This is a genomic window from Luteimonas viscosa, assembly GCF_008244685.1.
Taxonomy (GTDB): domain Bacteria; phylum Pseudomonadota; class Gammaproteobacteria; order Xanthomonadales; family Xanthomonadaceae; genus Luteimonas; species Luteimonas viscosa.
The window spans coordinates 73,425-94,739 of the sequence record NZ_VTFT01000001.1 but is presented as its reverse complement, the minus strand read 5'-3'; the positions used below and the strand labels follow the sequence as shown (position 1 = coordinate 94,739).

Sequence of the window (21,315 nt, the reverse complement as noted above, 5' to 3'; positions counted from 1 at the left end):
TGTGTCCTTCGCGAAGTGGCGTCCTTTCCGGTGCACATCGCCCGGCATCAGCACGGACGACGACACGATTGCACGCCAGCGTGGTCCGATCGACGCCTGGACCGGGCGAATCCCCGGCGCGTTCCGGCCCCGGCCACGCCACAATGGGGCGACCATCCAGCCGCAAAGGAATCCACATGCGACGCCATTCCCGCCACGTCCCCCATCTGCCCGGCGTGCTCTGCCTGGTCATGTCCGTCGCAGGCTGCGCGACCGCGCCCGATCCGGCCCCGGTTTCCGGCGGCACGTCGTCGGTCGAAGGCACGATCGCGTCGATCGATACCCGGCCCTGGACCTATGACGGCAATGCGATCGTGATGCTCGACGTCCCCGGTCGGGACCAGGTCGCGGTCCACCTGCCGGCGCGCTGGAACCTGTGCAAGGCGGCGCCCGTCGACATGGACGCGCTCGCCGTCGGCATGCGCGTGCGCGCAACCGGCTCGTCCGGGGAACCGGGCGAGGTCGTGGTCTGCGAACAGGCCTCGCACGGCCTGGCGCCGGTGCGCTGAGCGAAGGCCGCGGTCACGGTCGGAACGCGCGCGGGTCTTCGCCGCCGATGATCGGGTCGCGCGACGTCGGCACGCGTTCCCGTTGCGTGGGCCCGGCGCCACGGAACCGTGCCGGGCCGTGCAGGCGCTGGCATCGCAGGTGCTCCCGGATCGCGTCGGTTTCCGCTGCCGCCACCGGCCGCGTCGACCACGCGTGCCAGGCGCGCCGACGCGTCGCGGCATCGGCGCCCAGCGCCAGCCAGGCCCGATGCGGCGACACCAGGTCGTCTTCGGCGAAGGCATGGGCGCGATGGCTGGACCAGGGATACTGCGCGGGTCGGCCCACCAACCCCGCCCGCACGGGGTTGCATTCGATGTATCGCTGGCAGGCGAGGAGGTAGCGGTCCTCGAGAACCGGACAGGCGGCGTAGCGTGCCTGCCAGAGCGCGCCACTGCGCCGGTGGCGTGCGTTGAAGCGACGTACGTAGCGACGGCCGAGCTGCTGCACGAGGCGACCCACGCGGCCGGCGGCCATCGGCGTCAGCAGCAGGTGCACGTGGTCCGGCATCAGCACGTAGGCGTGCACGCGGCAGTACTCGCGACGCGCGACGTCGCGCAGTTCGCGCAGGTAGTGGAGCCGGTCGATGTCGTCGACGAAGCAGGGCGCGCCTTCGCGGCCTCGCTGGACGACGTGCTGCGCGATCCCGGGGAGATCGAAGCGGGGCGGGCGGGGCATGATCGCGTCCTTGCGATGATGCTTCCAGTCTGCCGAGGCGACGCCGCGCACGCGATCCGTCCGGAGCCGTCCGGAGTGTAGGAAAAGCCCGCGCGGGCACCGCGCTCGCCCCGCACTCCGCGCTGCGGTCTCCCGCGCCGCGCGGGTTGGCGGCGCGAACCGTCCGCAATGTCGCGTCGGCGCGCGACGAACGCAGCAATGGCATCGTCGCCGCGCATCCGGCCCGATCCGCTGCCGCCTATCCCCGGGGCGTGGCGATGCGCAGGTCGCTTTCCCGGGTGAGCATCTCGGAGAACAGCAGCCGGGACTGGTCGGGGGACAGGTCGAAACCCCAGCCCTCGAAGTCCGGCGGCAGGGTGGTCACGTCGGTCGAGGTCGCGTCCGCGGGAGCGAACAGCGAAAGGACCGTGCCCCCGACAGGCGGACGGCGGAGGTAGTAGAGGCCTGCATCCGCAGGCGCCCAGTTGCCGCCGTCGCGCGGATCGAGATCGGCGACGAGCAGGGTCTCCGGCGTGCGCCGGGCAGCGTCCCGCCAGTCCACGCGGGGCAGTGCCCACAGCCCCGGCTGGTCCGGCTTGCTGTAGAGCAACTGGCCGCCGTCGACCGTCTCGCGCGGATGGACACCGGGCCCGGGCGTGACCGCAACCGCCTCGCCGCCACCGGCAGGCAGCGCATGGACGCGCCATTCGCCACTGCGGTTGGATTCGAAATAGAGCCAGGCGCCGTCGCGCGACCAGGCCGGATTGCGGTTGTCGCCCGGCCCGTCCACCAGCGCTTGCGGCGTACCACCTTCGGGCGACACGGTGAAGATGGCGGTCCTGCCGCCGGGACTGGCGTCGAACGCGATCGACCTGCCGTCGGGCGACCATGCCGGATTGTCCACGAACATCCCGTCGAACGCGGCGACCTGCACGGCGCCGCTGCCGTCGCGCCGGCTGATCCACACGCCGTGCGGGCCGCTGCGATTGGACGCGAAGGCGATGCGCTCGCCGTCGGGCGACCACGCCGGGCTGGAATCCCAGCGGGTCGAGCGCAACTGGTGTGCGGCGCCGGCGCTGGCGTCCGCCTCTGCGCTCAGCTCGATCTGTCGCAGCTGCGAGCGGTGCATCCACTGCTCGAACGCGATCGCGTCGACACCCGGCGTCGTCGCCGGCTGGTGGATGTCCTCGTTGCCCACTCCGACCGTCTCCAGCGCACCGTTCTCCGGATCCGCCGACCACAGCGTGTACATGCCCGAGCGGGTCGAGGTGAACAGGATCCGTTCGCCATCGGGCGACCACGCGAGGCCGTTGATCTTGCGGTTGTCGAAGGTCAGGCGCGTCGCCACGCCGCCTTCGGCGCGCACCCGGTACACGTCGCGGGTGACCTCGTTGACGCCGCGGACGAACACGATCGTGCGACTGTCGTGGGAGAAGCGCGGGTCGGTATCGCCCAGCGTTCCGGCATCGGGCATCGACAGGGTCCGGCGTTCGCCGCCATCGAGCGTCGCCAGGACGATGCGGTAGGGCTCGCTGGCGGCCTCGCGCGCGGCGTAGGCGATCCGGGTGCCGTCCGGCGACAGGCTCATGCCGCGGATCTCGCGCATCGTGTCATCGTGAAGCACCCGGGTCACGCCGCCGCCGAGTGCGGAAACGCGCATGACCGAGAGGCCGCCGTCGTCGGTTCGCGCGAACAGCAGCGCTCGCCCGTCCGCGGTCCAGAGTGGATGGCGTTCGTCGACCGGGCTGTCGGTCAGGTTGAGCACCTCCTCGCTGCCGATCGTCTTCACGTAGACATCGAAGCCGCCATCGCCGTCCCGGATGAAGGCGACGCGGCTGCCGTCGGGCGACAGCGCCGGTTCGAGTTCACGACCGACGAAACTGGTGAGCGGCCGGATTTCATACGCGCCGCCAGGACCGCCGACAGGGCCGGACGGCGCGCGCGGCAGCAGGAACCAGCCAGCCAGCCCCAGCGCCGCGGCGGCCGCCAGCACCAGGACGAGCCGCGTCGCCCGTGGCCGCCCGCCCTGCGCAGCCGCCTGCGCGGGCGGAGGGACGCCGGCGACTGCGGGTTCGGCGGGTTGCACGGTTCCGGCGGTTTCCGCGCTTTCCGACAGCGCTTCCGGTGCGGGCGGCGCCAGCGCGGCGGCCACCCTCGCCGGCGCGATGGGAGCGACCAGGCGGTAGCCGCCCTTGCGGATCGTCTCGATGTAGCGCGGCGTCTGCGGATCGTCCTCGAAGACCTTGCGCAGTTCCGAGATCGCGCGGTTGAGCAGGTAGTCGTCGGCGACGGTGCCGGCCCAGATGGTGTCGAGGAAGGTGTCCCGCGCGATCACGGTCCCCGGCCGCTCCGCCATCAGCACCAGTACCTGCATGACCTTGGGTTCGACCTGGGCGACGCGGCCGCGGATCGAGATCCGGTTGAGCGAGGGCTGGACCAGCGCCTCGCCGGCGCTGAAGTTCACGGGCCCGGCGCGGCCCGGGCGCTCCACGGACCCCGCGTCGATCTTGCCGATGGCCGTCTGCTCGCTCACCCGTCCCATCGCCCGCTGCCGGGCTCCTCGGCGACGCCGGATGGCGCCTGCATCGAATCTATAGCAAAACCCTAGGTTGCCTCCATCCCACCGGACCGGGCTTACGGGCTCTCCTCGTCGGGTCGCGGCGGCTCGCCGCTGCCCATGAGGACGTGCCATGCGTGTTGCCCGCATCCCAACCCTGGCCATGCCCGCGGCCGCGGCGCTGCTCGTATTCGCTGGCGCCGTGGCGGCCGCGGATCCGCCCGACGGCGCGGCGCTCTACCAGCGCAACTGCGCGTCCTGCCACGGCGCCGACCGCCAGGGGACGGGCCTGGGGCCGGCGCTGTCCGCGCGGACGTATCGCTATGGTGGTACCCGGGGCGACATCGAGCGGGTGATCCGCACCGGCGTGCCCTCGCAGGGGATGCCGGCCTTCGGCGGGACCCTGGCCGCGGAGGAGATCACCGCGATCGCCGCGTTCCTGCCGGCGCGCGTGGGGCAGGCCGAGCCGGAAGCGGACGAAGACGAACAGGCCGCCGCCGAAGAACCGCCGCGCGAGTTCGATGCCGTCCCCGGCGTGGTCGATACGCTGGACTACGCGGTGCGCCTGGACGTGTTCGCCGACGGGCTCGAGACGGTCTGGGCGATGGCATTCCTCGACCCCGGCACCGTGCTGGTCAGCGAGCGGCCGGGCCGTCTCAGGATCATCCGCGACGGCGTGCTGCAACCGCAGCCGGTGGCCGGTGTTCCGCCGGTCTACGTGCACGGCCATCGCTGGAACCAGGCGGGCCTGTTCGACATCGCGCTCGACCCGGACTATCGCAGCAACGGCTGGATCTATCTCAGCTACAGCCACCCGCTGGACGAAACCGGCCCCGAAGGCGGTCCGCTGGCCATGACCCGCGTGGTGCGAGGTCGCCTGCGCGGCAACGACTGGGTCGACCAGCAGGTGGTGTACGAAGCCGACCACGACCACTACGGCGAACCGTTCTGGCACTTCGGCGGACGCATGGCGTTCGATCGCAACGGGCGGCTGCATTTCTCGGTCGGCGATCGCGGCGTGCAGGAACTCTCGCGCGAACCGGGACGGCCGAGCGGCAAGATCCATCGCGTGCTGCCGGATGGAACGCCAGCACCCGGCAACCCGTTCCAGGCTCGCGACGATGCGCTGGCCACGGTCTTCAGCTTCGGCCACCGCAATCCGCAGGGTATGGCGATCGAACCGGCCACCGGACGCCTGTGGGCGACCGAGCACGGTCCGCGCGGCGGCGACGAACTGAACATCGTCCGCCGCGGCGGCGACTACGGCTGGCCGGTGGTCACGCACGGCATCAACTACGACGGCACCGTGCTCACCCCGCACCAGCGTGCCGAGGGCGTGGAACAGCCGGCATGGTACTGGCGGCCCTCGATCGGCGTGTCGGGACTGGCGTTCTACGCCGGCAACCAGTTCCCGCTGTGGCAGGGCAAGGCCCTGGTCACCGCGCTTTCGCCGCGCCAGCTGCGCCTACTCACCATCGACGGCGATCGCGTCCAGCACGAAGAAGTCCTGGTCACCACGCAGGGACGTCCGTACGAACCGGTGGTCGGGCCCGACGGCGCGATCTACCTGGTCACCGACAACCCGGGCCAGATCCTGAGGCTCACGGCGCAGGAGGAGCGCCGGCAATAAGCGCTGGATGACGCGCGTCCTCCACCCACCATCTCAGGGAGATTCCATGAACCATCTCGTCGCTTGCCTGGCCGCGGCCACCCTGCTGTGCATCAGCCCTTCCATCGCGGCGCAGGAGTCGCGCGCAGTACTCCAGTCGGCCACCGCGGACGCCATCCGCGACCACTGCCTCGCCCGCGCGGCGGGCACCGGCGTTCCGATTGCGGTCGCGGTGTTCGACCACGGCGGCGACCTGGTGAGCTTCGGCCGGCACGACGGCGCGACGCCGGCGACCGGCGCGGTGGCGCAATGGAAAGGGCGTTCGGCTGCCGTCTACCTCAATCCGTCCGCGGTGACGGGCACCTGGAACATACCGTCCGCACCGATGATCGCGACCGTCGAAGGCGGCGTGCCCTTGTTCACCAGGGACGGAACGGGCATCGGCGGCGTCGGCGTGTCCGGTGCGGCGCCGGAATTCGATGCCGAGTGCGGGACGCTGGCCGCGGAAGCCGCGGGCCTGGTGGTGGCGCCTCCCTGAGACGGGGCAGGGCGCCGCGACGCACGGCCGGCAGCGGACCTCCGGCGCGAGCCCCGGGCACGGTGCTGGCAACGTGGCCTGGTTCGGTCCAACCTGTCGCCCTCCCTACAGCGGCGAAGCCATGGCGCGCGACAGGACCCTGAAGCTGGCGACCTTCAACGTCAACGGCATCGGTACCCGCCTGCCGCAGCTGCTGGCGTGGCTGGCGAAGGAAGCGCCGGACGTGGTCGCCCTGCAGGAGCTCAAGGCCGCGGATGACGCCTTTCCTGCGGCCGCGCTGGAGGAAGCCGGTTACGGCGCGCTCTGGCAGGGACAGCGTTCGTGGAACGGGGTGGCGCTGCTGGGGCGCGGCGTGCTGCCGCTGGAAAGCCGGCGGGGCCTGCCGGGCGATCCCACGGACAGGCAGAGCCGCTACCTGGAAGCGGCCGTGCACGGCATCGTCGTCGCGGCCCTGTACCTGCCCAACGGCAATCCGCAACCCGGGCCGAAGTTCGACTACAAGCTGCGCTGGATGCAGCGCCTGGCGCGCCATGCGTCGGGCCTGGTCGACCTGCCGCATCCAGTGGTGCTGATGGGCGACTACAACGTGATCCCCACCGACGGCGACGTCTACGACCCCTGGGCCTGGCGCAAGGACGCGCTGATCCAGCCCGAAGTGCGCGAGGCATATGCGCAACTGCTGGCCCAGGGCTGGACCGACGCGCTCCACGCCCACTTCGGCGAGGCCGCGCCGTATACGTTCTGGGACTACTTCCGTCGCCATGCCGAGCGCGACCGGGGCCTGCGCATCGATCACCTGCTGCTGAACCCCGCGCTGGCGCCACGCCTGGTGGATGCAGGCGTCGACCGCTGGGTGCGCCTGCAGGACAAGGCCAGCGACCACGCGCCGACGTGGATCCGCATCACCGCCACCGCACCGGCGCCTCGTGCCCGCAAGGCCGCCCGCAGCACCGCTCCGGCGAAGCCGCGTACCGCGAGCCCGGCCAGGCGCGCTCCGCGACGAGCACCGGCAGACTGAACGCGTTCACACGCTCGCCCCGGAGGCGTCGCTAGCCTCGCAGAGACGGGGGCTGCGGCCGCCGGGATCCTGCCCGCCGGCTCGCACGATCGATGCCGGCCGCAACGGAGGAATCACGCGATGCGATCACTGGTCACGGCTTCGCTGGCCCTGTTGCTCGCCGCCTGCGGTGGCGGCGATACCGTGCCCAACGTGGAGACACCCGGACGCGACGAGCCCCCGAAGACGCGCGTGCTCGACGCCGGCGCGGCGATGCTGCAGGACAAGCCCCCGATCGACGCGATCAACGCCTACCTCGACGGCTTCCACTTCTACAGCGGCCGGCTGCAGGCGCAGATGGAGGCGCACCACTACTGCTCGGTGCTCAACGAGGACGTCATCCAGTGCGTGATCTACGACGGCAACGTGCGCGAGGCCAGGATCATGGGCGTGGAGTACATCATCGGCGAGTCGCTGTTCGCGGGCCTGCCGGAGGCGGAGAAGGCGCTCTGGCACAGCCATGTCCACGAAGTGAAATCCGGCCAGCTGGTGGCACCCGGGCTGCCGCGGGTGGCCGAACGCGAGCTGATGGAGAAACTGGTCCGTACCTACGGCAAGACCTGGCATACCTGGCACACCGACCTGGACAAGGACCTGCCGTACGGCGTGCCGCAGCTGATGATGGGCTTCACCGCCGACGGCCAGGCCGATCCGGACATGGTCGCCGCCCGCGACGCGCGCCTGGGCGTGGACAGTACGCAGCGCAGGCGCGATCGCGCCGGTATCCAGGTGCCGCCGGTCCTGCCCGGCGCGGACGCCTGGCAGCGGGGAAACGCGATCCAGCTCGAGGACCCGACCGGGCACGCGCATGCCTCGCATGGCGGAGCACGGGACCGGGAGCGCGACGGGGACGCACCGCAGGACAATGCGCGTTCGCGCGTGCCGCCGCGCTGATCGCGACGACGGCGTCCCGCGTCTGCAGCCAGCCGCGCGGAGGTCGTCATGGGGGTTGTGGCACGCCGCGGGACCAGGGACGGGCGGGGAATCCTGTCCGCGTTCGTGATTCGTGATTCGTGGCAGCGTGGAGCCACACGCGCTGGCGTCACGGGTCTGCGGCACGAGAGACACCACGGGCGCGGGCGAGTGCACGGGCGCGGGCGAGTGACGGATCGCCCGTCCCAGGTGGCATGGCGCTCAGGAATGTTGCGAAGCAGCAAACCTTTGCACGCCACCGCAAGCGTGGATCGGGTCGCAACAACGGCGTCCCGGTGCTACCTTCTGGTAGCGCTAACACATTGCCGATGCCGCGTGGCGTCGCGCGGTCGCCACCCGGGAGGAAACCACATGCCGTCCATCCACTGCGTGCTCCGCGCGCATCGTCGCCGTCTGTCCCGACTGTTCGTGCTCGGTCTGCTCGCAGCCGGCGTGGCTGTGGCCGTTCCGGCCTTCGCGCAGCCGTCCGGTGGGCCGTATGGCCCCGTCGCCCGGTCCTACGAGGTACCCGGCCAGGGCACGGTCTACTACGTCGCGCCGGACGGCACGGCGAACGCGACCGGGGCGGAGCTGGCACGACCGACGACGATCGAATCCGCGATCGCACGGGTGGTCACCGGCGACACCATCGTCCTGCGCGGCGGCACCTACCGGACCGGCGGGCTCCAGCTCAACCAGGGCATCACCCTGCAGCCGTACCGCGACGAGCGGCCCGTGTTCAAGGGCACGCGCGTGGCGAGCGAATGGGAGGAACTGCGCGACGGGGTCTGGCGCACGAAGTGGACCACGCTGTTCCCGGCGCAGCCGCTGGCCTGGTGGCGGCGCGAGCGCGAGGGCATGCGCACGCCGCTGCACCGGTTCAACAACGACATGGTCTTCGTCGACGGCAAGCCGCTGCTGTCGCAGGGCTGGGCCGGCGAACTGGGCGAGGACGGCTACTACATCGACTACGAGCAGGGCTACGTCTACATCGGCGTCGATCCGGCCGATCGCCTGGTGGAGATCACCGCCCACGACATCGCATTGCACCGGCCCTCGCGCGAGGTGCACGGCAAGCCGTCCGACCGCAAGGGCCCGACCATCCGCGGCCTGACCTTCACCCAGTACGCGTTCCGCGCCATCGACATCGAGGGCAAGAAGCCGTCCACCGGCCCGAACGAGGAACCCACCGACGATCCGGTGGACGTGTCCGACCCGGCCGACCACGGCAAGGAAGTGGTCGGCACCACGCTGGAGAACGTGACCATCAGCTTCACCTCGCGCGTGGCCGGCTATTTCCGCGGCGACGGGCTGGTGATCCGCAACTCGCTGATCAGCGACACCGGCACCGAGGGCATCTACGTCATCGGCTCGTCCGACGTGCTGCTGGAGCGCAACATCATCCGCCGCAACAACATCGAGCAGCTGACCGGCTACTACCCGGCGGCGGTGAAGATCTTCAACCAGTCCTACCGGGTGACGGTGCGCGACAACCTGGTGATCGACCATCCGCATTCGAACGGCGTGTGGTACGACGTGGGCAATGTCGACGGCGTGTTCGCGAACAACCATGTCGAAGGCACGCTGATCGGCTTCTTCTTCGAGATCTCCAGGGGCGTGGTGGTGGCCGGCAACGTGTTCGTCGACAACGAGCAGGGCGTCCGCATCCTCAACAGCGCCGATGCGCGCATCTACCACAACACCTTCCTCGATTCGCCGGTCCTGATCGACCGCAACGAGCGCAGCGCGCAGGGCGACCACTTCGGCTGGCATCCGCGCACCGGCCCGGACGTGGACGAGCGCGAGGGTCACGCGTTCGAAGGCAACCTGCTGGCCGCCAGCGCCGGTTTCGACGCGTCGCTGCTGCGGTTCGAACAGCCGGCCGCGCTGTGCGACACGCTGAGGCGGCCGATGACCACGCGGGTCGACGGCAACGTCTACGCCCGGGCCGACGAGGACGGCGAGCCGCTGATCGTGTGGAGCCCCGTCGCGGCGAAGGACTGCGAGGCGCGCTTCGCGACCTTGCAGGGTTTCCGCAAGGCCACCGGGCTCGAGACGCGTGGCGTGTCGCTGCAGGGGCACGCGGGTGCGCTGTTCCGCAGCGTCGAGTTGCGTCGCTTCGAGCTGGCCGGACGACCGCCGGGGATGGAGGAAGTGGCGGTGGCGCCCGAGGCACGCGAGGCGCTGGGCTGGCAGGCGGAGACTGCGCTGCCGGGAGCGGTTCCGGCGCCCGACTGAACACGGCAGGCACGGGTTGCGGCGGCAATCGCCGCCCGCGGTGTCGCGGTCTTCTCACATCGGATCGACGCAGACCCTGCAAGAATCGCGGCTCGCAACGAGGACCGCCGCGATGTCAGACCTGCCCGTGACCGGCGAGGTGTCCAACAGCAAGCTGGCCGCCGTCTTCGCCAGCCGTGACGCCGCGCGCGACGCCGCGGCGGCCATGATCGCGCAGTTGGATCTGCAACCGGCCCAGGTCAAGATGGTCACGCCCGAAAGCGCCGACGTGGACATCAAGCTGGAGCCGGAGGGCGGTGGCATCTGGCGCACGATCGTGATCGCGCATGTCCGGCTGGGGATCGCGGGCGCGGTATTCGGCCTGCTGCTGTTCGGGATCCTGACGTGGGCGGGCGTGCCCTTCGTCGTGCAATCGCCATGGGCCGCCGGGCTGGCGGCGCTTGGGTTCGGCACCACCGCCGGCCTGCTGATCGGTGGCCTGGTGTCGCTGCGCCCCGACCACGACCGCTACATCCAGGCCACGCGCGATGCGATGGAGGAGGGCGGTACCACGATCGTGGTCCACGCCCTGTCGGCCGAGCAGCAGACGCGCGCCGCGGAATTCCTCTCGCGCCGTGGCGGCGAGATCACGCAGACGCTCTGATCCCCGCCGCACGGCCGCCTGAGCGCCCGACGAGCCCGGTGCCCCGCCGGCGCCTGGCGCCTGAGGCACGCCTGCAGGCCCTCGCCGGCTCCCGACACCGCGCTTCGGGCGCCAGGCATCGCCCGCGCGAGGCGACATCGGCGAACGGCGGCGGATCGCCATCACCCAACATGCCTGGCACGCCGGGCCATTGCGCATCTCCCGGCGGCTAACATTCGGCTGGTTCCCCTGCACAGGCTGGTCCTGATGTCCACGCCGCAACGCGACCCGTACCCCGACGCCCTGCGCGCCTGTGCGCTGCTGGTGGTGGTGTTCGGACACTGGATCGCCACCCTGCCGCGGCTGGAGGATGGTCGCCTGGTCGATACCGACCACCTGCTTGCGACATGGGACGCGGCCGGGCTGCTGACCTGGGTGGTGCAGGTGGTGCCGCTGTTCGTGTTCGTCTCCGCGGCCGTCAGCAGCGACGGGGTGGCGCGGCGCGTGGCCGGGGGCGGACAGTGGAACTGGTGGGCGGCGCGCGCGCTGTCGCTGGCACGGCCGACGGTCACCTACCTGGCGGTGCTGGTGGCGCTGGCGGCGGCATCGCTGCTTTCGGGCGGTCGCCTGCTCGGCGTGTTCGACCAGTCGCTCACCATCCACCTGTGGTTCCTGCTGATGCTGCTGACGGTCCAGGCGCTGCTGCCGTGGTGCCTGCGCCTGGATGCACGGTTCGGCCTGGGCGCGGTTCTGGGGCTGGTCGCGGTCGCGGCGGGACTCGATCTTCTGCGCGCGGGCGCCTCGTCGCCCGATGACGTGCGCCGGCTGGGCGCGCTGGTCGACGCGCGGCCGGCCGGGATCGCCTGGCTCAACATGCTGGTGGTCTGGCTGCTGCCGCAGCAACTCGGCATCGCCTGGAAGCGGGGCAGGTTCCGTGGCGCGGGGGCGGGTGCCGGCCTGCTCGTGCTGGGCGCCGTGTGGCTGCTGCTGGCCCTCGCCAGCGGGTATCCGGTGGCGATGGTGGGCGTGGCGCTGGCCGGCAACAACATGCTGCCGCCGACGCTGGCGCTGGTGGGGGTGATGTGGCTGCAGGCAGGCGCGGTGCTGCTGTTCGAACCGCTGGCGCGACGGCTGCTGGCCGGACACGCGCCCGCCCGCGCGATCGCGGTGCTCGGCGCGCTGGGCATGCCGCTGTACCTGTGGCACAAGCTGGCGGAACTGCCGGCGGCATGGCTAGGCGAGCGGCTGGGTCTGCCGATCGACGCCGGCCTGCCGGGCGAGCCGGGCTTCTGGGCCGGGCGCGCGGGCTGGATCGCGCTGTGCCTGCTGATGGTTGCGCCGGTGATCGCGCTGGTGCTGCGCTTCGAGCTGCGGCGCGATCGCGACGTGCCCGCGGTCGACGACGCCAGGCGCGCGATCGTCGGTGGCGTGGCGCTGTATGCGGGCCTCGCGGCGGCGCTGGCGTGGGGCGTGTGGCCAGGCGCGGTGGTGGCGCTGCCCGCGGTCGCGCTGGCGTCCTGGCAGTTGCGGCGGCGATCGGGCACGGGCTGAAGCATCGATGGCGCGCAGGGAGTCCGGTTAGACTCCGCGCGGATGATCCTCTGCCTGCGCGCCTTCGCAATCCGGTCGCGACTCATGCAACCGCTGTGCGCCTGCCTGTTGCTGTTGGCGCTGTGCGCCTGCCAGTCGATGGCGCCGGAGACGCCGCTGCGGGTGATGAGTTTCAACGTCCGCGTACCGGTGGACGCGGACGGTCCCGACCGCTGGGAGCTGCGCCGCGACGCGATGGTGCGCACGATCCGCGACGCGGACCCGGACCTGCTCGGGACCCAGGAGCTGGTCCGCGCCCAGGGCGAATTCCTGGCCGCGCGCCTGCCGCAGTACGCGTGGTTCGGACGCAGCCGCGGTGCGGGAGACGACGACGAGCAGATGGCCGTGTTCTACCGGCGCGATGCGATGCGCCTGCTCGAATCCGGCCATTTCTGGCTGTCGGACACGCCCGAGGTGGCGGGCAGCATCAGCTGGGGGCACCCGTACCCGCGCATGGCGACCTGGGGCCTGTTCGAGCGTCGCACCGACCGGCAGCGGTTCTATCTGTTCAACACCCACCTGCCGTACCGCGCGGAGGACGGAGCGGCACGCGTGCGTGGTGCGGAACTCGTCCTGCGACGGCTTGCCGAGCTGCCGCCCGGGGTACCGGTGATCGTGGTCGGCGATTTCAACGACACGCCCGGCAGTGCCGTGCATCGCGCGCTCACCGGCGCCCTGCAAGACGCCTGGATCGAAGCGCCACGGCGCGAGGGTCCCGAGGGCACCTTCCATGGTTTCACCGGCGATGCCGGCAAACGCATCGACTGGGTGATGCACCGCGGCCTGCGCGTGCGCCTTGCGCGCACCTTGGATCGGGCGGTGGACGGGCGCCTGCCCTCGGACCACTTCCCGCTGCTGGTCGAATTCGAGCCGGCCGCGGTGCGCGACGGCGGAAGCGGCGACGAACCTCCGCACTGAGCACCGGGCCGTGGGGCATGGCCCCGGATCGCGCGTCACTCAGGCAGCGACCACCCGATTCCTGCCCGCCGCCTTGGCCCGGTACAGGGCCGCGTCGGCGGCGTGCACCCATGCATCGAGCGTGGCGTCGTCGGCGGTCACCTCCGCCACGCCGATGCTGAGGGTGCAGCGCAGGCCCGGCTCGGCATCGAAGGTCTGTTGCGCGGCTTCCTGGCGGATCCGTTCGGCGACCTGCATCGCCCGCGTCGTGTCGGTGTCGACCAGCAGCACCGCGAACTCGTCGCCGCCATAGCGCGCCGGCAGGTCCGCCTCGCGCACGCTCACCCGCAGCAGGGCGGCGATGCGCTTGAGCACGACGTCGCCCATGCCGTGGCCGTAGCGGTCGTTGATCGCCTTGAAACTGTCGACGTCCAGCAGCAGCAGCGTCGCCGGACGTCCCGATCGGCGGAAACGCGCCAGTTCCGCCGAGGCCACGGCCTCGAAGTGTGGCCGGTTCGGCACCTGCATCGTCGGGTCGGTGCGGTTGAGGCGTTCGAGTTCGCGGTTCTGGTCGAGGATCCGGCTCCTCAACCGGTGGGTCACCACGCTCAGCACCACCGTGTAGACGAACAGGAAGGGAATGCACAGCAGCAGCGTGCGTTGCGAGGTGAGCGGCTGGAAGGGAAAGCCGAGCAGGGCCCAGACCAGCACGAAGGTGCCCAGCAGCGCGAGCGTCGATCGCCGCACGAAGGCCCAGCCGCCTGCGGCGATCTTGTCTGCGGTGGCCATGGTGACGAACAGGGCCGCGGGCGCGGTGCTGACCGCCATCAGGGCGACCCAGGCCCCGGCGGAGGCCGAGTCGAGCAGCAGGCAGCGGAACTGCGCGGCCACCGGATCGCGCGCGCGCCGGCTCGTGTAGTAGGCGACCTGCGGCCATGCCAGCGCGTTCGCCACAAGCAGAGCCCAGGCCCAGGGCGAGGCACCGCGCTCGTCGAGCACCGACGCGATCGGCAGCATGCACAGCAGCGTCCCGAGCATGCGCATGCCGTGGATGCGGCGGACGAACTGGAGGTTCCGGTTTCGCGGGTCCCCGGCGATCGAGTCGTGCGGCATCCGCCTGTATCGGTGGCAAGGGTTCCGGCATGGTATCCCCGACGCTGTCGCCGGAACCTGAAGACCCCGGCGGGCGGCAGCGGGCGCCACGCGTCGGGCACTTGCGCTCCGGGGGTGCCGCCGGCGCCCCGCATCCATCGTACGCGCGTCGCGGCACCAGGCCGCTCGTTGTGCGCCTGCAGCAGGAAATCGGGAATTTTCCCCGCAGGTTTCACCCAGACCGGATTTGCGCGATCCGCGCGCAGTCGCTAAGGTGGTGGCGCGTCCACACTCCGCACCGTGCTTTTCACCGGTGCCATTTCCGGACCATTCCCCTTCCTTCCACTCTTCCAAGGAGATCTTCCATGGAGATTGCGCCTGCGTGCGTTGCCAGCATCCACTACACCCTGACCGACGACGACGGCCGGGTCATCGACCAGTCCTCCGACGCGCGGCCGCTGCGCTACTTCCACGGCGCCGGCAACATCATCCCGGGCCTGGAGAAGGCGCTGGCCGGACGCCATGCCGGCGACACGCTGAAGGTCGACGTCAAGCCGGAAGAAGGCTACGGCGTGCGCAACGAGGGCCTGGTGCAGGAGTTGCCGCGCGATTCGTTCAAGGGCGTGGACAAGGTCGAACCCGGCATGCAGTTCGAGGCGCGCACCGAGCGCGGGCCGCTGCTGGTGACGGTCGTGGCGGTCGACGACGACAAGGTCCGGATCGACGGCAACCACCCGCTGGCCGGGCAGACGCTGCACTTCGACGTACGCGTACTCGAGGTGCGCGAGGCGACCGAGGACGAGAAGCAGAACGGTCGCGCCGGCTCGCCGTGAGCCGGTAGAGCGTCACTCCGCGTCGAACGCGAGGATCGGGCCCTGCGGCACGATCCCGGTCGGATTGATGTGGCGGTGGCTCTGGTAGTAGTGGCGCTTGATGTGGTCGAAATCGACCGTCGGCGCCACCGCCGGATGCGCGTAGAGCCTGCGCGTGTAGCGCCACAGCGCCGGGTAGTCGACCAGCCGGCGCAGGTTGCACTTGAAGTGGCCGTGGTAGACCGCGTCGAACCGCAACAACGTGGTGAACAGCCGCCAGTCGGCCTCGGTCATGCGTGCGCCGCACAGCCATTCCGAAGCGGACAGCCGTTGTTCCAGCCAGTCGAGCGTCTCGAACACGCCGGCCACCGCGTCGTCGTAGGCCGACTGCGTCTTCGCGAATCCGGCCTTGTACACGCCGTTGTTGAGTCCGTCGTAGACGCGCTTGTTGACCGCGTCTACCTCCTCTCGCAGGGCGACCGGCGAGTAGTCGCCGGCGCGCGCGCCGACGCCGTCGAAGGCGCTGTTGAACATGCGCAGGATGTCGGCCGATTCGTTGCTGACGATGCAGCCCCGTGTCTTGTCCCAAAGCACGGGCACGGTGACGCGGCCGGTGTAGCCGGGGTTCGAACGTACGTAGAGTTGCCACAGGGTGTCGACGCCGTAGAGCGGATCGGGAATCACGCCCGGGGCCGGGGCGAAGGTCCAGCCATCCTCCGCCATCAGCCAGTGGGTGACCGAAAGGCCGATCAGGTCCTGCAACCCCTTGAGCTCGCGGAAGATCGTGGCGCGGTGCGCCCAGGGACACGCGCGGGCGATGTAGAGGTGGTAGCGACCGGGTTCGGCCGGGAAACCGCCTTCGCCGGTCGGGCCGGCGCTGCCGTCGGCGGTGATCCAGTTGCGGAACGCCGCATCGGGACGCTGCAGGCGTCCCCTGGCGTCGGTGAGCGCGTCCTCGTCGTTGGTCCAGCGGCCGTCGACCAGCATGCCCATGGCAATGCCTCCGTAGTTTGGTCCCGATTGCGAACGCCAGTATGCCGCTGCGCCCGTCAACTCCAGGTGGCCGACCGCGGACCGAACGCCCCGCGCACGCGCTTTTGCCGCATGAAAGTCTCGCGAGAGCGCGCGGGCGCTCCGTCGGCTGCAGGGATCGGGATCGAACGTCGTCATGCTGCTCGTGCGCACGGCGATGCGCGATACGCATCCCCGGCCTTCGGGCGCCGTCCCATGGCGGAATACCGGCAGGGCAGGGTATGGCAGCGCTGGATGCCGGAACGGGAGTTTCACGACTGTGCGGCTATCGTCCGCACGCGGTCGACCCGCACCGTCGTGGACACTGACCGGAGGGACCCGTGATTCGCCAGACCATTGCATTGCTGTGCCTCGCACTGTGGGGCCTCGCCTCCGCCTGCAATGCCCAGGACGATTCCGCGCAAGCGCAGGGCAGGACCTATGCGTACGCCTTCGCCAACGAAGGCGGCGACGACGTAGAAGGCATCGCCCGCCTCGACAGTTTCATCCAGCAGCGGCTGCGCGACGCGGGCCTGCTGGCATCCGGGCGGGGCGAGGGCAGGGTGGAGGTCACCGTGACGCATTACTACGCACGCTCCGACGGTGCGCGCGCATGGGCCGGGATCATGGCCGGACGCGACAAGGTGGCCAGCCGGGTCCGCGTACTCGATGCCGGCGGCGGCGTCCTGGGCGAGTTCGAGGTCGAAAGCGCGAACGCGACCGCCTTCGGGTCGACCGCGGGATTGCACGAGAAGCATGCCGACGAGATCGTGGCGCGGCTGCAACAGTTGCCCTAGGCGCGAAACGGCGGTGCGGGGGCGGCGGTCGGCGTCCGGCGGGACCGACGGGACGCCCCGTTCGTCCGACGACCACGCGCGCCGCCCCTGGCGCATCTAGACTCGGCGCACCGTCCAACGGAGTCGCGCCATGCGTGCCATGATCCTCCTGCCGGCCCTTTGGCTCACGCTGGCGATGCCGGTTGCCGCGAAGCCCCCTGCGGATCCCTCCGGCGCACCCCCCGGTCACGACGCGGCATTGGCCGCGCGCGTCGGTGCGGACCAGCGCGGCATGCGCCGCTACGTGCTGGTGATCCTGACCACGGGCGATCGGCGGATGGCCGACGGGCCCGAGCGCGACGCGATGTTCGCCGGACATTTCGCCAACATGCAGCGCCTCTCGGACGCGGGCCAGCTGGTGCTGGCCGGGCCCTTCGTCGAACATCCGGACGGCTGGCGCGGCCTGTACGTGTTCGCGGTGGACAGCCTCGACGAGGCCAAGGCCCTGGCGGAGACCGACCCGGTCGTGGTGCAGGGTGAAATGGTCCCCGAGTACCACGCCTGGTACGGCAGCGCGGCGTTGATGCTGCTCCCGGCCTGGCACGAACGGCTGGTGCCCCCCGCCGCGCCGCGGGATCGCCCGAGTTCGCGCGCCCCTGGCACGGGCGGCTCCGGAGCCGGTTCTACAGGTCCGGGGCCGGCGCCTGCCGGAACGGCGCACAGCCGGCCCGCCAGCTAATCGACGACGTTGATTTGTTTATAATCAGCATGTTAAACAAGTTATCTAAGTAATCGAATTACCCCGGTGAGCGTGGGTGCGCCGCGCCGTGTATCCCAGGCTTCGCGAGGATCGCACGGGCCGTCGGCGCACCGCCGCGGCAACCGGCCACGATGGCAGGCCTGCCATCGCGATCGGCCCGACAGGCCGGCACCTCACATCATCAGGCAGTCGATCGCGTCCAGCGCGATGTGGATCAGCAGGCCGGTGCCGAACCAGCGCGTCCGCTGCGGGATGGCCAGTGCGCCGTAGGCGAGGATCGCCGGCCAGGTATGCAGCGGATGGAAGCCGATGCTGCAGCGGCCCGGGGCGTAGACCGGGTCGGCAAGCAGATGGTCGATGTCGATCGCCCAGCCGGCCAGCATCCACAGCGCGGCGCGTTTCCACCGTGCGGGCCAGAACAGGCGCGCGACCGCCAGCGGCACCGTCGCGTGCAGCAGGAGGTGGACCACGGCGCGCAATTCGAGTTCGGGCATGCGCGGACGGGCGGGACGCGCGAAGGCGGGAGCACAGGATGACGCGACCGTGGGCGGCTGTCATGACTCCGGTGCGATGTCACGCACGCATCCGCTGGGGATGCCGGATCGCGCGGAGCCCCAGCGCTTCACGCGCGCCATCGATTGGCCTATCGTGCCGGCTCCTTCTTAGCAGGAACGCCCATGATCGAGCGCATCGACGCCGGCCCCCGCATGTCCGAGGCCAGCATCCACAACGGCGTGGTCTACCTTGCCGGCCAGGTCCCCGAGACCGATGGCGCCGACATCGAGATCCAGACCCGGGAGGTGCTCGAGGCGATCGACGCGCTGCTGGCGCAGGCGGGCAGCGACAAGACCCGGATCCTGCGCGCGCAGATCTATCTTGCCGACATCGCCGACTTCGCGGGCATGAACCGCGCCTGGGACGCCTGGGTGGTCGCGGGCAACGCGCCATCGCGCGCAACGGTCGAGGCCAGACTGGCGCGGCCGGAGTGGAAGGTCGAGATCGTGGTGACCGCGGCCGTCTGAGTCCCGGCGGACCGGCGGCCACCTGGCCGCCGGCACTCCCGTCTGCGTGATCTACTGCGTGGCGGGCGCGGGCGACGCCAGCCCGCGTGCCCAGGCATCGTCGATGATCCGACGCACTTCGCCATCGGCCACCTTCGCCACCTGTTCGATCCGCGCGCCCACCGCCTCCATCTCCTTGCCGATGGCTTCCATCGGCTTCGCTGCGGCCTCCATTTCGCGTCCCAGCGCCTGCATCGGCGCGTGGCTGGCCTCGATCCGGCGTCCCTCGGCCTCCATGGTCGAAGCGTGCCGTTCCATTTCCTCATGCAGCACCTGCTGGCGCGCCTCGAGCGCTTCCATTTCGGACTGCAGTTGCTGCGGGTCGCCCGCCTGCATCCGCTGGGCGAAGGCGGCCTGTTCCTGCGCGATCTCCTGCATCTGCCCGGCCAGTTCCTGCATGCGCGCGCCGGCCGCCTGCATCGCGGTCGATTCCGTGCCGGCCTGTGCCTGCAACGGTTGCATGCGCGCGGACAGGGCCTGCATGCGCTCGCTGTGCGGCTGCATCCTGCCCTGGAGCGTGCGCATCTGCGCCTCCAGCGGTGCCATCGGTTGCCACGCGGCGCGGGCTCGGGCGACGGTGTCGGCGTCGCTCACGATCCAGGCCTTGCCGTCGCGGCGGAACCAGAGGAAATCGCCGTCGATGGCGCGCGACGCGATGCCGATGGCGTCGGAATCGGCGCTGTGCCCGGACATGGAAAAGCCGTCTTCCCCCTCGCGGACCAGTGCGTATCCGTCTTCGCGATCGGCATGGGCGGTCGTCCCGGGCGCTGCGGTCGTCGAGGCGGCCGCGCCAGGATCCGATGCGGGCGTAGCCAGCGGAACGGGGGATGGATTGGCGGCGACGACGACCGCCTGCGCGATCGAGGCGGGGGTCACCGGCAAGGCATCCACCTTGCCGGCGTGGACGTAGAACGTGGCGCCGGTGGCCAGCAGGCCCAGCACGGGCAGGGCGAGCAGGGCGCCCGGACTGCGGCGTTGGGGACGGACCAGTTGACGGATGCGGGACATGAGGTGACCTCCGTGCGCGGCTTGCGCGAAATGGATCCGGGGAAAGGACGATCGTGGCGAAGCGATGCGATCGAGTTCGGCGAGCGCGACCGCCATCCGTCGCCGATCGCCAAGCGCGGCTGCAGCCAGATCGTCGGCCACCAGCTCGCGCTCATGGCGGATGCGGTGCGACAGCCACCACACCACCGGGTGGTAGAACAGCAGGACCTCGACCACGCCCTGCAGCAGGTTGACCAGGTAGTCGCGGCGGCGCACATGGGCGAGCTCGTGGGCGAGCAACGCCTCGAGCAGATCGGCCGGCATCCGCGCAAGCACCGCAGCGGGCAGCAGCACGACCGGGCGCCACCAGCCCGCGGTCAAGGGGCTGTCGCCCGCATCGACGATGCGCAACGCAACCGCTGCCAGGCCCAGGCGCGAGGCGATGGCATCAATGCGCGTCTGCCAGTCCGCAGCGGCCGGCACGCCGCCCTTGCGCAGCCGCCGCACCCAGTGCAGTCCCATCGCCATGCGCAGCGACAGCACGGCGCACCCTGCCGCCCACAGCGCCACGATCCAGGCGGGCGTGGCATGGGTCGAGGAAAATCCTGCATCGGGCAGGAACATCGCCACGTGCCAGGCGCCGCCTTCCGGCATGGACACGGCTGCCTGCGAAGATGCCGGAGCACGCGCCGCTGCGATCGCATCGAGCACATGCCAGGCCGGCAATGCGGCGCAGACCAGCAATGCCAGGCAAGCCACGACGTAGCGAACCTGTGGGCGCGCGCCGCGCAGGGCGACCAGCGCCAGCCAGGCCAGCAGGCCGACCACCGCGCCCTGCCACAGGAAGTGCAGCAGCGCCATCGCCAGCGCGGGAACCAGTTGCCCGGTGAACTCAGTCATCGCGGCTCTCCTCGAGGAAACGCTGGATCTCCTCGCGCTCGGCATCGCTCACCCGCCCCCCGCGCAGCGCCGCCATCACCAGGTCCTTGCCCGAGCCGGCGAAGGCCTTGTGGATCAGCTCGTCCAGCAGGCGCGTCTGCAACGGGCCCCGCGCCTGCGCAGCGGCGTAGACGTGCGAGCGCTGGCTCTCGTCGCGCTTGAGCAGGCCCTTGCCGTGCATCACCTGGAGCAGGCGCAGCACCGTGGCGTAGGTCGCGTCGGGGCGCTCGCGCAGGCGCGCCTCGTGCACCTGCTTGACCGTCGACGGTCCCAGACGCCAGAGCAGGCGCAGCAGGTCGAGTTCGGCGGCGGTGGGCCTGGGGGGCGGCGGGTTGCGGGCCATGTGGCAACTGATGTCCGGCGGGGATCGATGGTCGCCACGCTATTCCATCTAGAATGGATTGTCTAGACCAACTGGTCTGGATCAGCTCGTCCCCGGTTTGCCGTTTCTGGCGGTTTGCAGTGGTCCGGTGTGATGCCCAGGGCCGGGTGTCGCGTCATCGTTCGCTGCGCTCGAGGGCAGACTGACGGCCGAAGGGGAGGATGGAGCGTATGGCGGCTGCGGCGACCGTGGCCAGGGACGCGCCGAACATGCCGGGACTGGCCGCAGTCCGG

General features: G+C 70.8%; 20 protein-coding genes. 13 read left to right on the top strand and 7 right to left on the bottom strand.

Translation table 11 applies throughout. The features are described from left to right. Positions 1–176: 176 nt before the first annotated feature. Positions 177–548: a hypothetical protein gene (locus FZO89_RS00460; RefSeq protein ID WP_262378460.1), complete on the top strand. Its 372-nt coding sequence runs from the start codon at positions 177–179 to the stop codon at positions 546–548. A gap of 13 nt (positions 549–561) precedes the next feature. Here FZO89_RS00460 and FZO89_RS00455 read toward each other — a convergent pair whose 3' ends face one another. Together FZO89_RS00455 and FZO89_RS00450 are read right to left on the bottom strand one after the other, a co-directional pair. After that, on the bottom strand, positions 562–1,263 hold the full coding sequence (locus FZO89_RS00455) for a transposase (RefSeq protein WP_262378459.1): 702 nt from the start codon (positions 1,261–1,263) through the stop codon (positions 562–564). 238 nt (positions 1,264–1,501) lie between these two features. Beyond that, on the bottom strand, positions 1,502–3,775 hold the full coding sequence (locus tag FZO89_RS00450) for an LpqB family beta-propeller domain-containing protein (protein ID WP_187470982.1): 2,274 nt from the start codon (positions 3,773–3,775) through the stop codon (positions 1,502–1,504). Positions 3,776–3,932: 157 nt separating this feature from the next. Between FZO89_RS00450 and FZO89_RS00445 the strand changes: the two genes are divergently transcribed. From FZO89_RS00445 to FZO89_RS00410, 8 genes are all read left to right on the top strand, one after another. Further along, entirely contained in the window at positions 3,933–5,429 is a 1,497-nt protein-coding gene (locus tag FZO89_RS00445) for a PQQ-dependent sugar dehydrogenase (protein ID WP_149101421.1), read from the top strand. A 46-nt stretch (positions 5,430–5,475) separates the two neighbouring features. Further along, positions 5,476–5,946: a GlcG/HbpS family heme-binding protein gene (locus FZO89_RS00440; RefSeq protein ID WP_187470981.1), complete on the top strand. Its 471-nt coding sequence runs from the start codon at positions 5,476–5,478 to the stop codon at positions 5,944–5,946. Positions 5,947–6,067: 121 nt separating this feature from the next. Continuing rightward, positions 6,068–6,964 carry an exodeoxyribonuclease III gene (locus FZO89_RS00435; RefSeq protein ID WP_149101419.1) on the top strand — a complete coding sequence of 299 codons (897 nt, stop codon included), beginning with the start codon at positions 6,068–6,070 and terminating at the stop codon, positions 6,962–6,964. A 120-nt stretch (positions 6,965–7,084) separates the two neighbouring features. After that, positions 7,085–7,897: an OBAP family protein gene (locus FZO89_RS00430; protein ID WP_149101418.1), complete on the top strand. Its 813-nt coding sequence runs from the start codon at positions 7,085–7,087 to the stop codon at positions 7,895–7,897. 390 nt (positions 7,898–8,287) lie between these two features. Then, positions 8,288–10,153, top strand: coding sequence for a right-handed parallel beta-helix repeat-containing protein (locus tag FZO89_RS00425; RefSeq protein ID WP_149101417.1), 1,866 nt, complete (start codon positions 8,288–8,290; stop codon positions 10,151–10,153). A gap of 112 nt (positions 10,154–10,265) precedes the next feature. After that, positions 10,266–10,796, top strand: a complete 531-nt coding sequence (locus FZO89_RS00420; RefSeq protein WP_149101416.1) for a DUF4175 domain-containing protein — start codon at positions 10,266–10,268, stop codon at positions 10,794–10,796. 246 nt (positions 10,797–11,042) lie between these two features. Continuing rightward, positions 11,043–12,326 (top strand): acyltransferase family protein, encoded by a 1,284-nt coding sequence (locus tag FZO89_RS00415; protein WP_149101415.1) that lies wholly within the window; start codon positions 11,043–11,045, stop codon positions 12,324–12,326. Between the two features lie 84 nt (positions 12,327–12,410). Further along, positions 12,411–13,283: an endonuclease/exonuclease/phosphatase family protein gene (locus FZO89_RS00410; protein ID WP_149101414.1), complete on the top strand. Its 873-nt coding sequence runs from the start codon at positions 12,411–12,413 to the stop codon at positions 13,281–13,283. Positions 13,284–13,322: 39 nt separating this feature from the next. Here FZO89_RS00410 and FZO89_RS00405 read toward each other — a convergent pair whose 3' ends face one another. After that, positions 13,323–14,375 carry a sensor domain-containing diguanylate cyclase gene (locus FZO89_RS00405; RefSeq protein ID WP_187470980.1) on the bottom strand — a complete coding sequence of 351 codons (1,053 nt, stop codon included), beginning with the start codon at positions 14,373–14,375 and terminating at the stop codon, positions 13,323–13,325. 344 nt (positions 14,376–14,719) lie between these two features. Here FZO89_RS00405 and FZO89_RS00400 point away from each other — a divergent pair, with 344 nt between their 5' ends. Then, a complete protein-coding gene (locus FZO89_RS00400; RefSeq protein ID WP_149101412.1) occupies positions 14,720–15,187 on the top strand; it encodes an FKBP-type peptidyl-prolyl cis-trans isomerase in 468 nt (155 codons plus the stop codon). A gap of 12 nt (positions 15,188–15,199) precedes the next feature. Here the strand turns inward: FZO89_RS00400 and FZO89_RS00395 are convergent, their stop codons facing one another. Then, positions 15,200–16,159, bottom strand: a complete 960-nt coding sequence (locus FZO89_RS00395; RefSeq protein ID WP_149101411.1) for a glutathione S-transferase family protein — start codon at positions 16,157–16,159, stop codon at positions 15,200–15,202. A gap of 359 nt (positions 16,160–16,518) precedes the next feature. On the opposite strand from FZO89_RS00395, the gene FZO89_RS00390 reads away from it, so the two are divergent. Together FZO89_RS00390 and FZO89_RS00385 are read left to right on the top strand one after the other, a co-directional pair. Further along, positions 16,519–16,974, top strand: a complete 456-nt coding sequence (locus FZO89_RS00390) for a DUF4410 domain-containing protein (RefSeq protein ID WP_149101410.1) — start codon at positions 16,519–16,521, stop codon at positions 16,972–16,974. A gap of 130 nt (positions 16,975–17,104) precedes the next feature. Next, entirely contained in the window at positions 17,105–17,692 is a 588-nt protein-coding gene (locus tag FZO89_RS00385; RefSeq protein WP_149101409.1) for a YciI family protein, read from the top strand. 194 nt (positions 17,693–17,886) lie between these two features. Here FZO89_RS00385 and FZO89_RS00380 read toward each other — a convergent pair whose 3' ends face one another. Further along, positions 17,887–18,207, bottom strand: a complete 321-nt coding sequence (locus FZO89_RS00380) for a DUF6122 family protein (RefSeq protein ID WP_149101408.1) — start codon at positions 18,205–18,207, stop codon at positions 17,887–17,889. 183 nt (positions 18,208–18,390) lie between these two features. Here FZO89_RS00380 and FZO89_RS00375 point away from each other — a divergent pair, with 183 nt between their 5' ends. Further along, entirely contained in the window at positions 18,391–18,735 is a 345-nt protein-coding gene (locus FZO89_RS00375) for a RidA family protein (protein WP_149101407.1), read from the top strand. A gap of 51 nt (positions 18,736–18,786) precedes the next feature. On the opposite strand, the gene FZO89_RS00370 is transcribed toward FZO89_RS00375, so the two are convergent. Both FZO89_RS00370 and FZO89_RS00365 read right to left on the bottom strand, forming a co-directional pair. Then, positions 18,787–20,661, bottom strand: a complete 1,875-nt coding sequence (locus tag FZO89_RS00370) for a M56 family metallopeptidase (RefSeq protein WP_187470979.1) — start codon at positions 20,659–20,661, stop codon at positions 18,787–18,789. Further along, positions 20,654–21,043, bottom strand: a complete 390-nt coding sequence (locus FZO89_RS00365) for a BlaI/MecI/CopY family transcriptional regulator (RefSeq protein WP_149101405.1) — start codon at positions 21,041–21,043, stop codon at positions 20,654–20,656. Before FZO89_RS00365 ends, FZO89_RS00370 begins: the two co-directional genes overlap by 8 nt. Positions 21,044–21,315 lie beyond the last annotated feature (272 nt).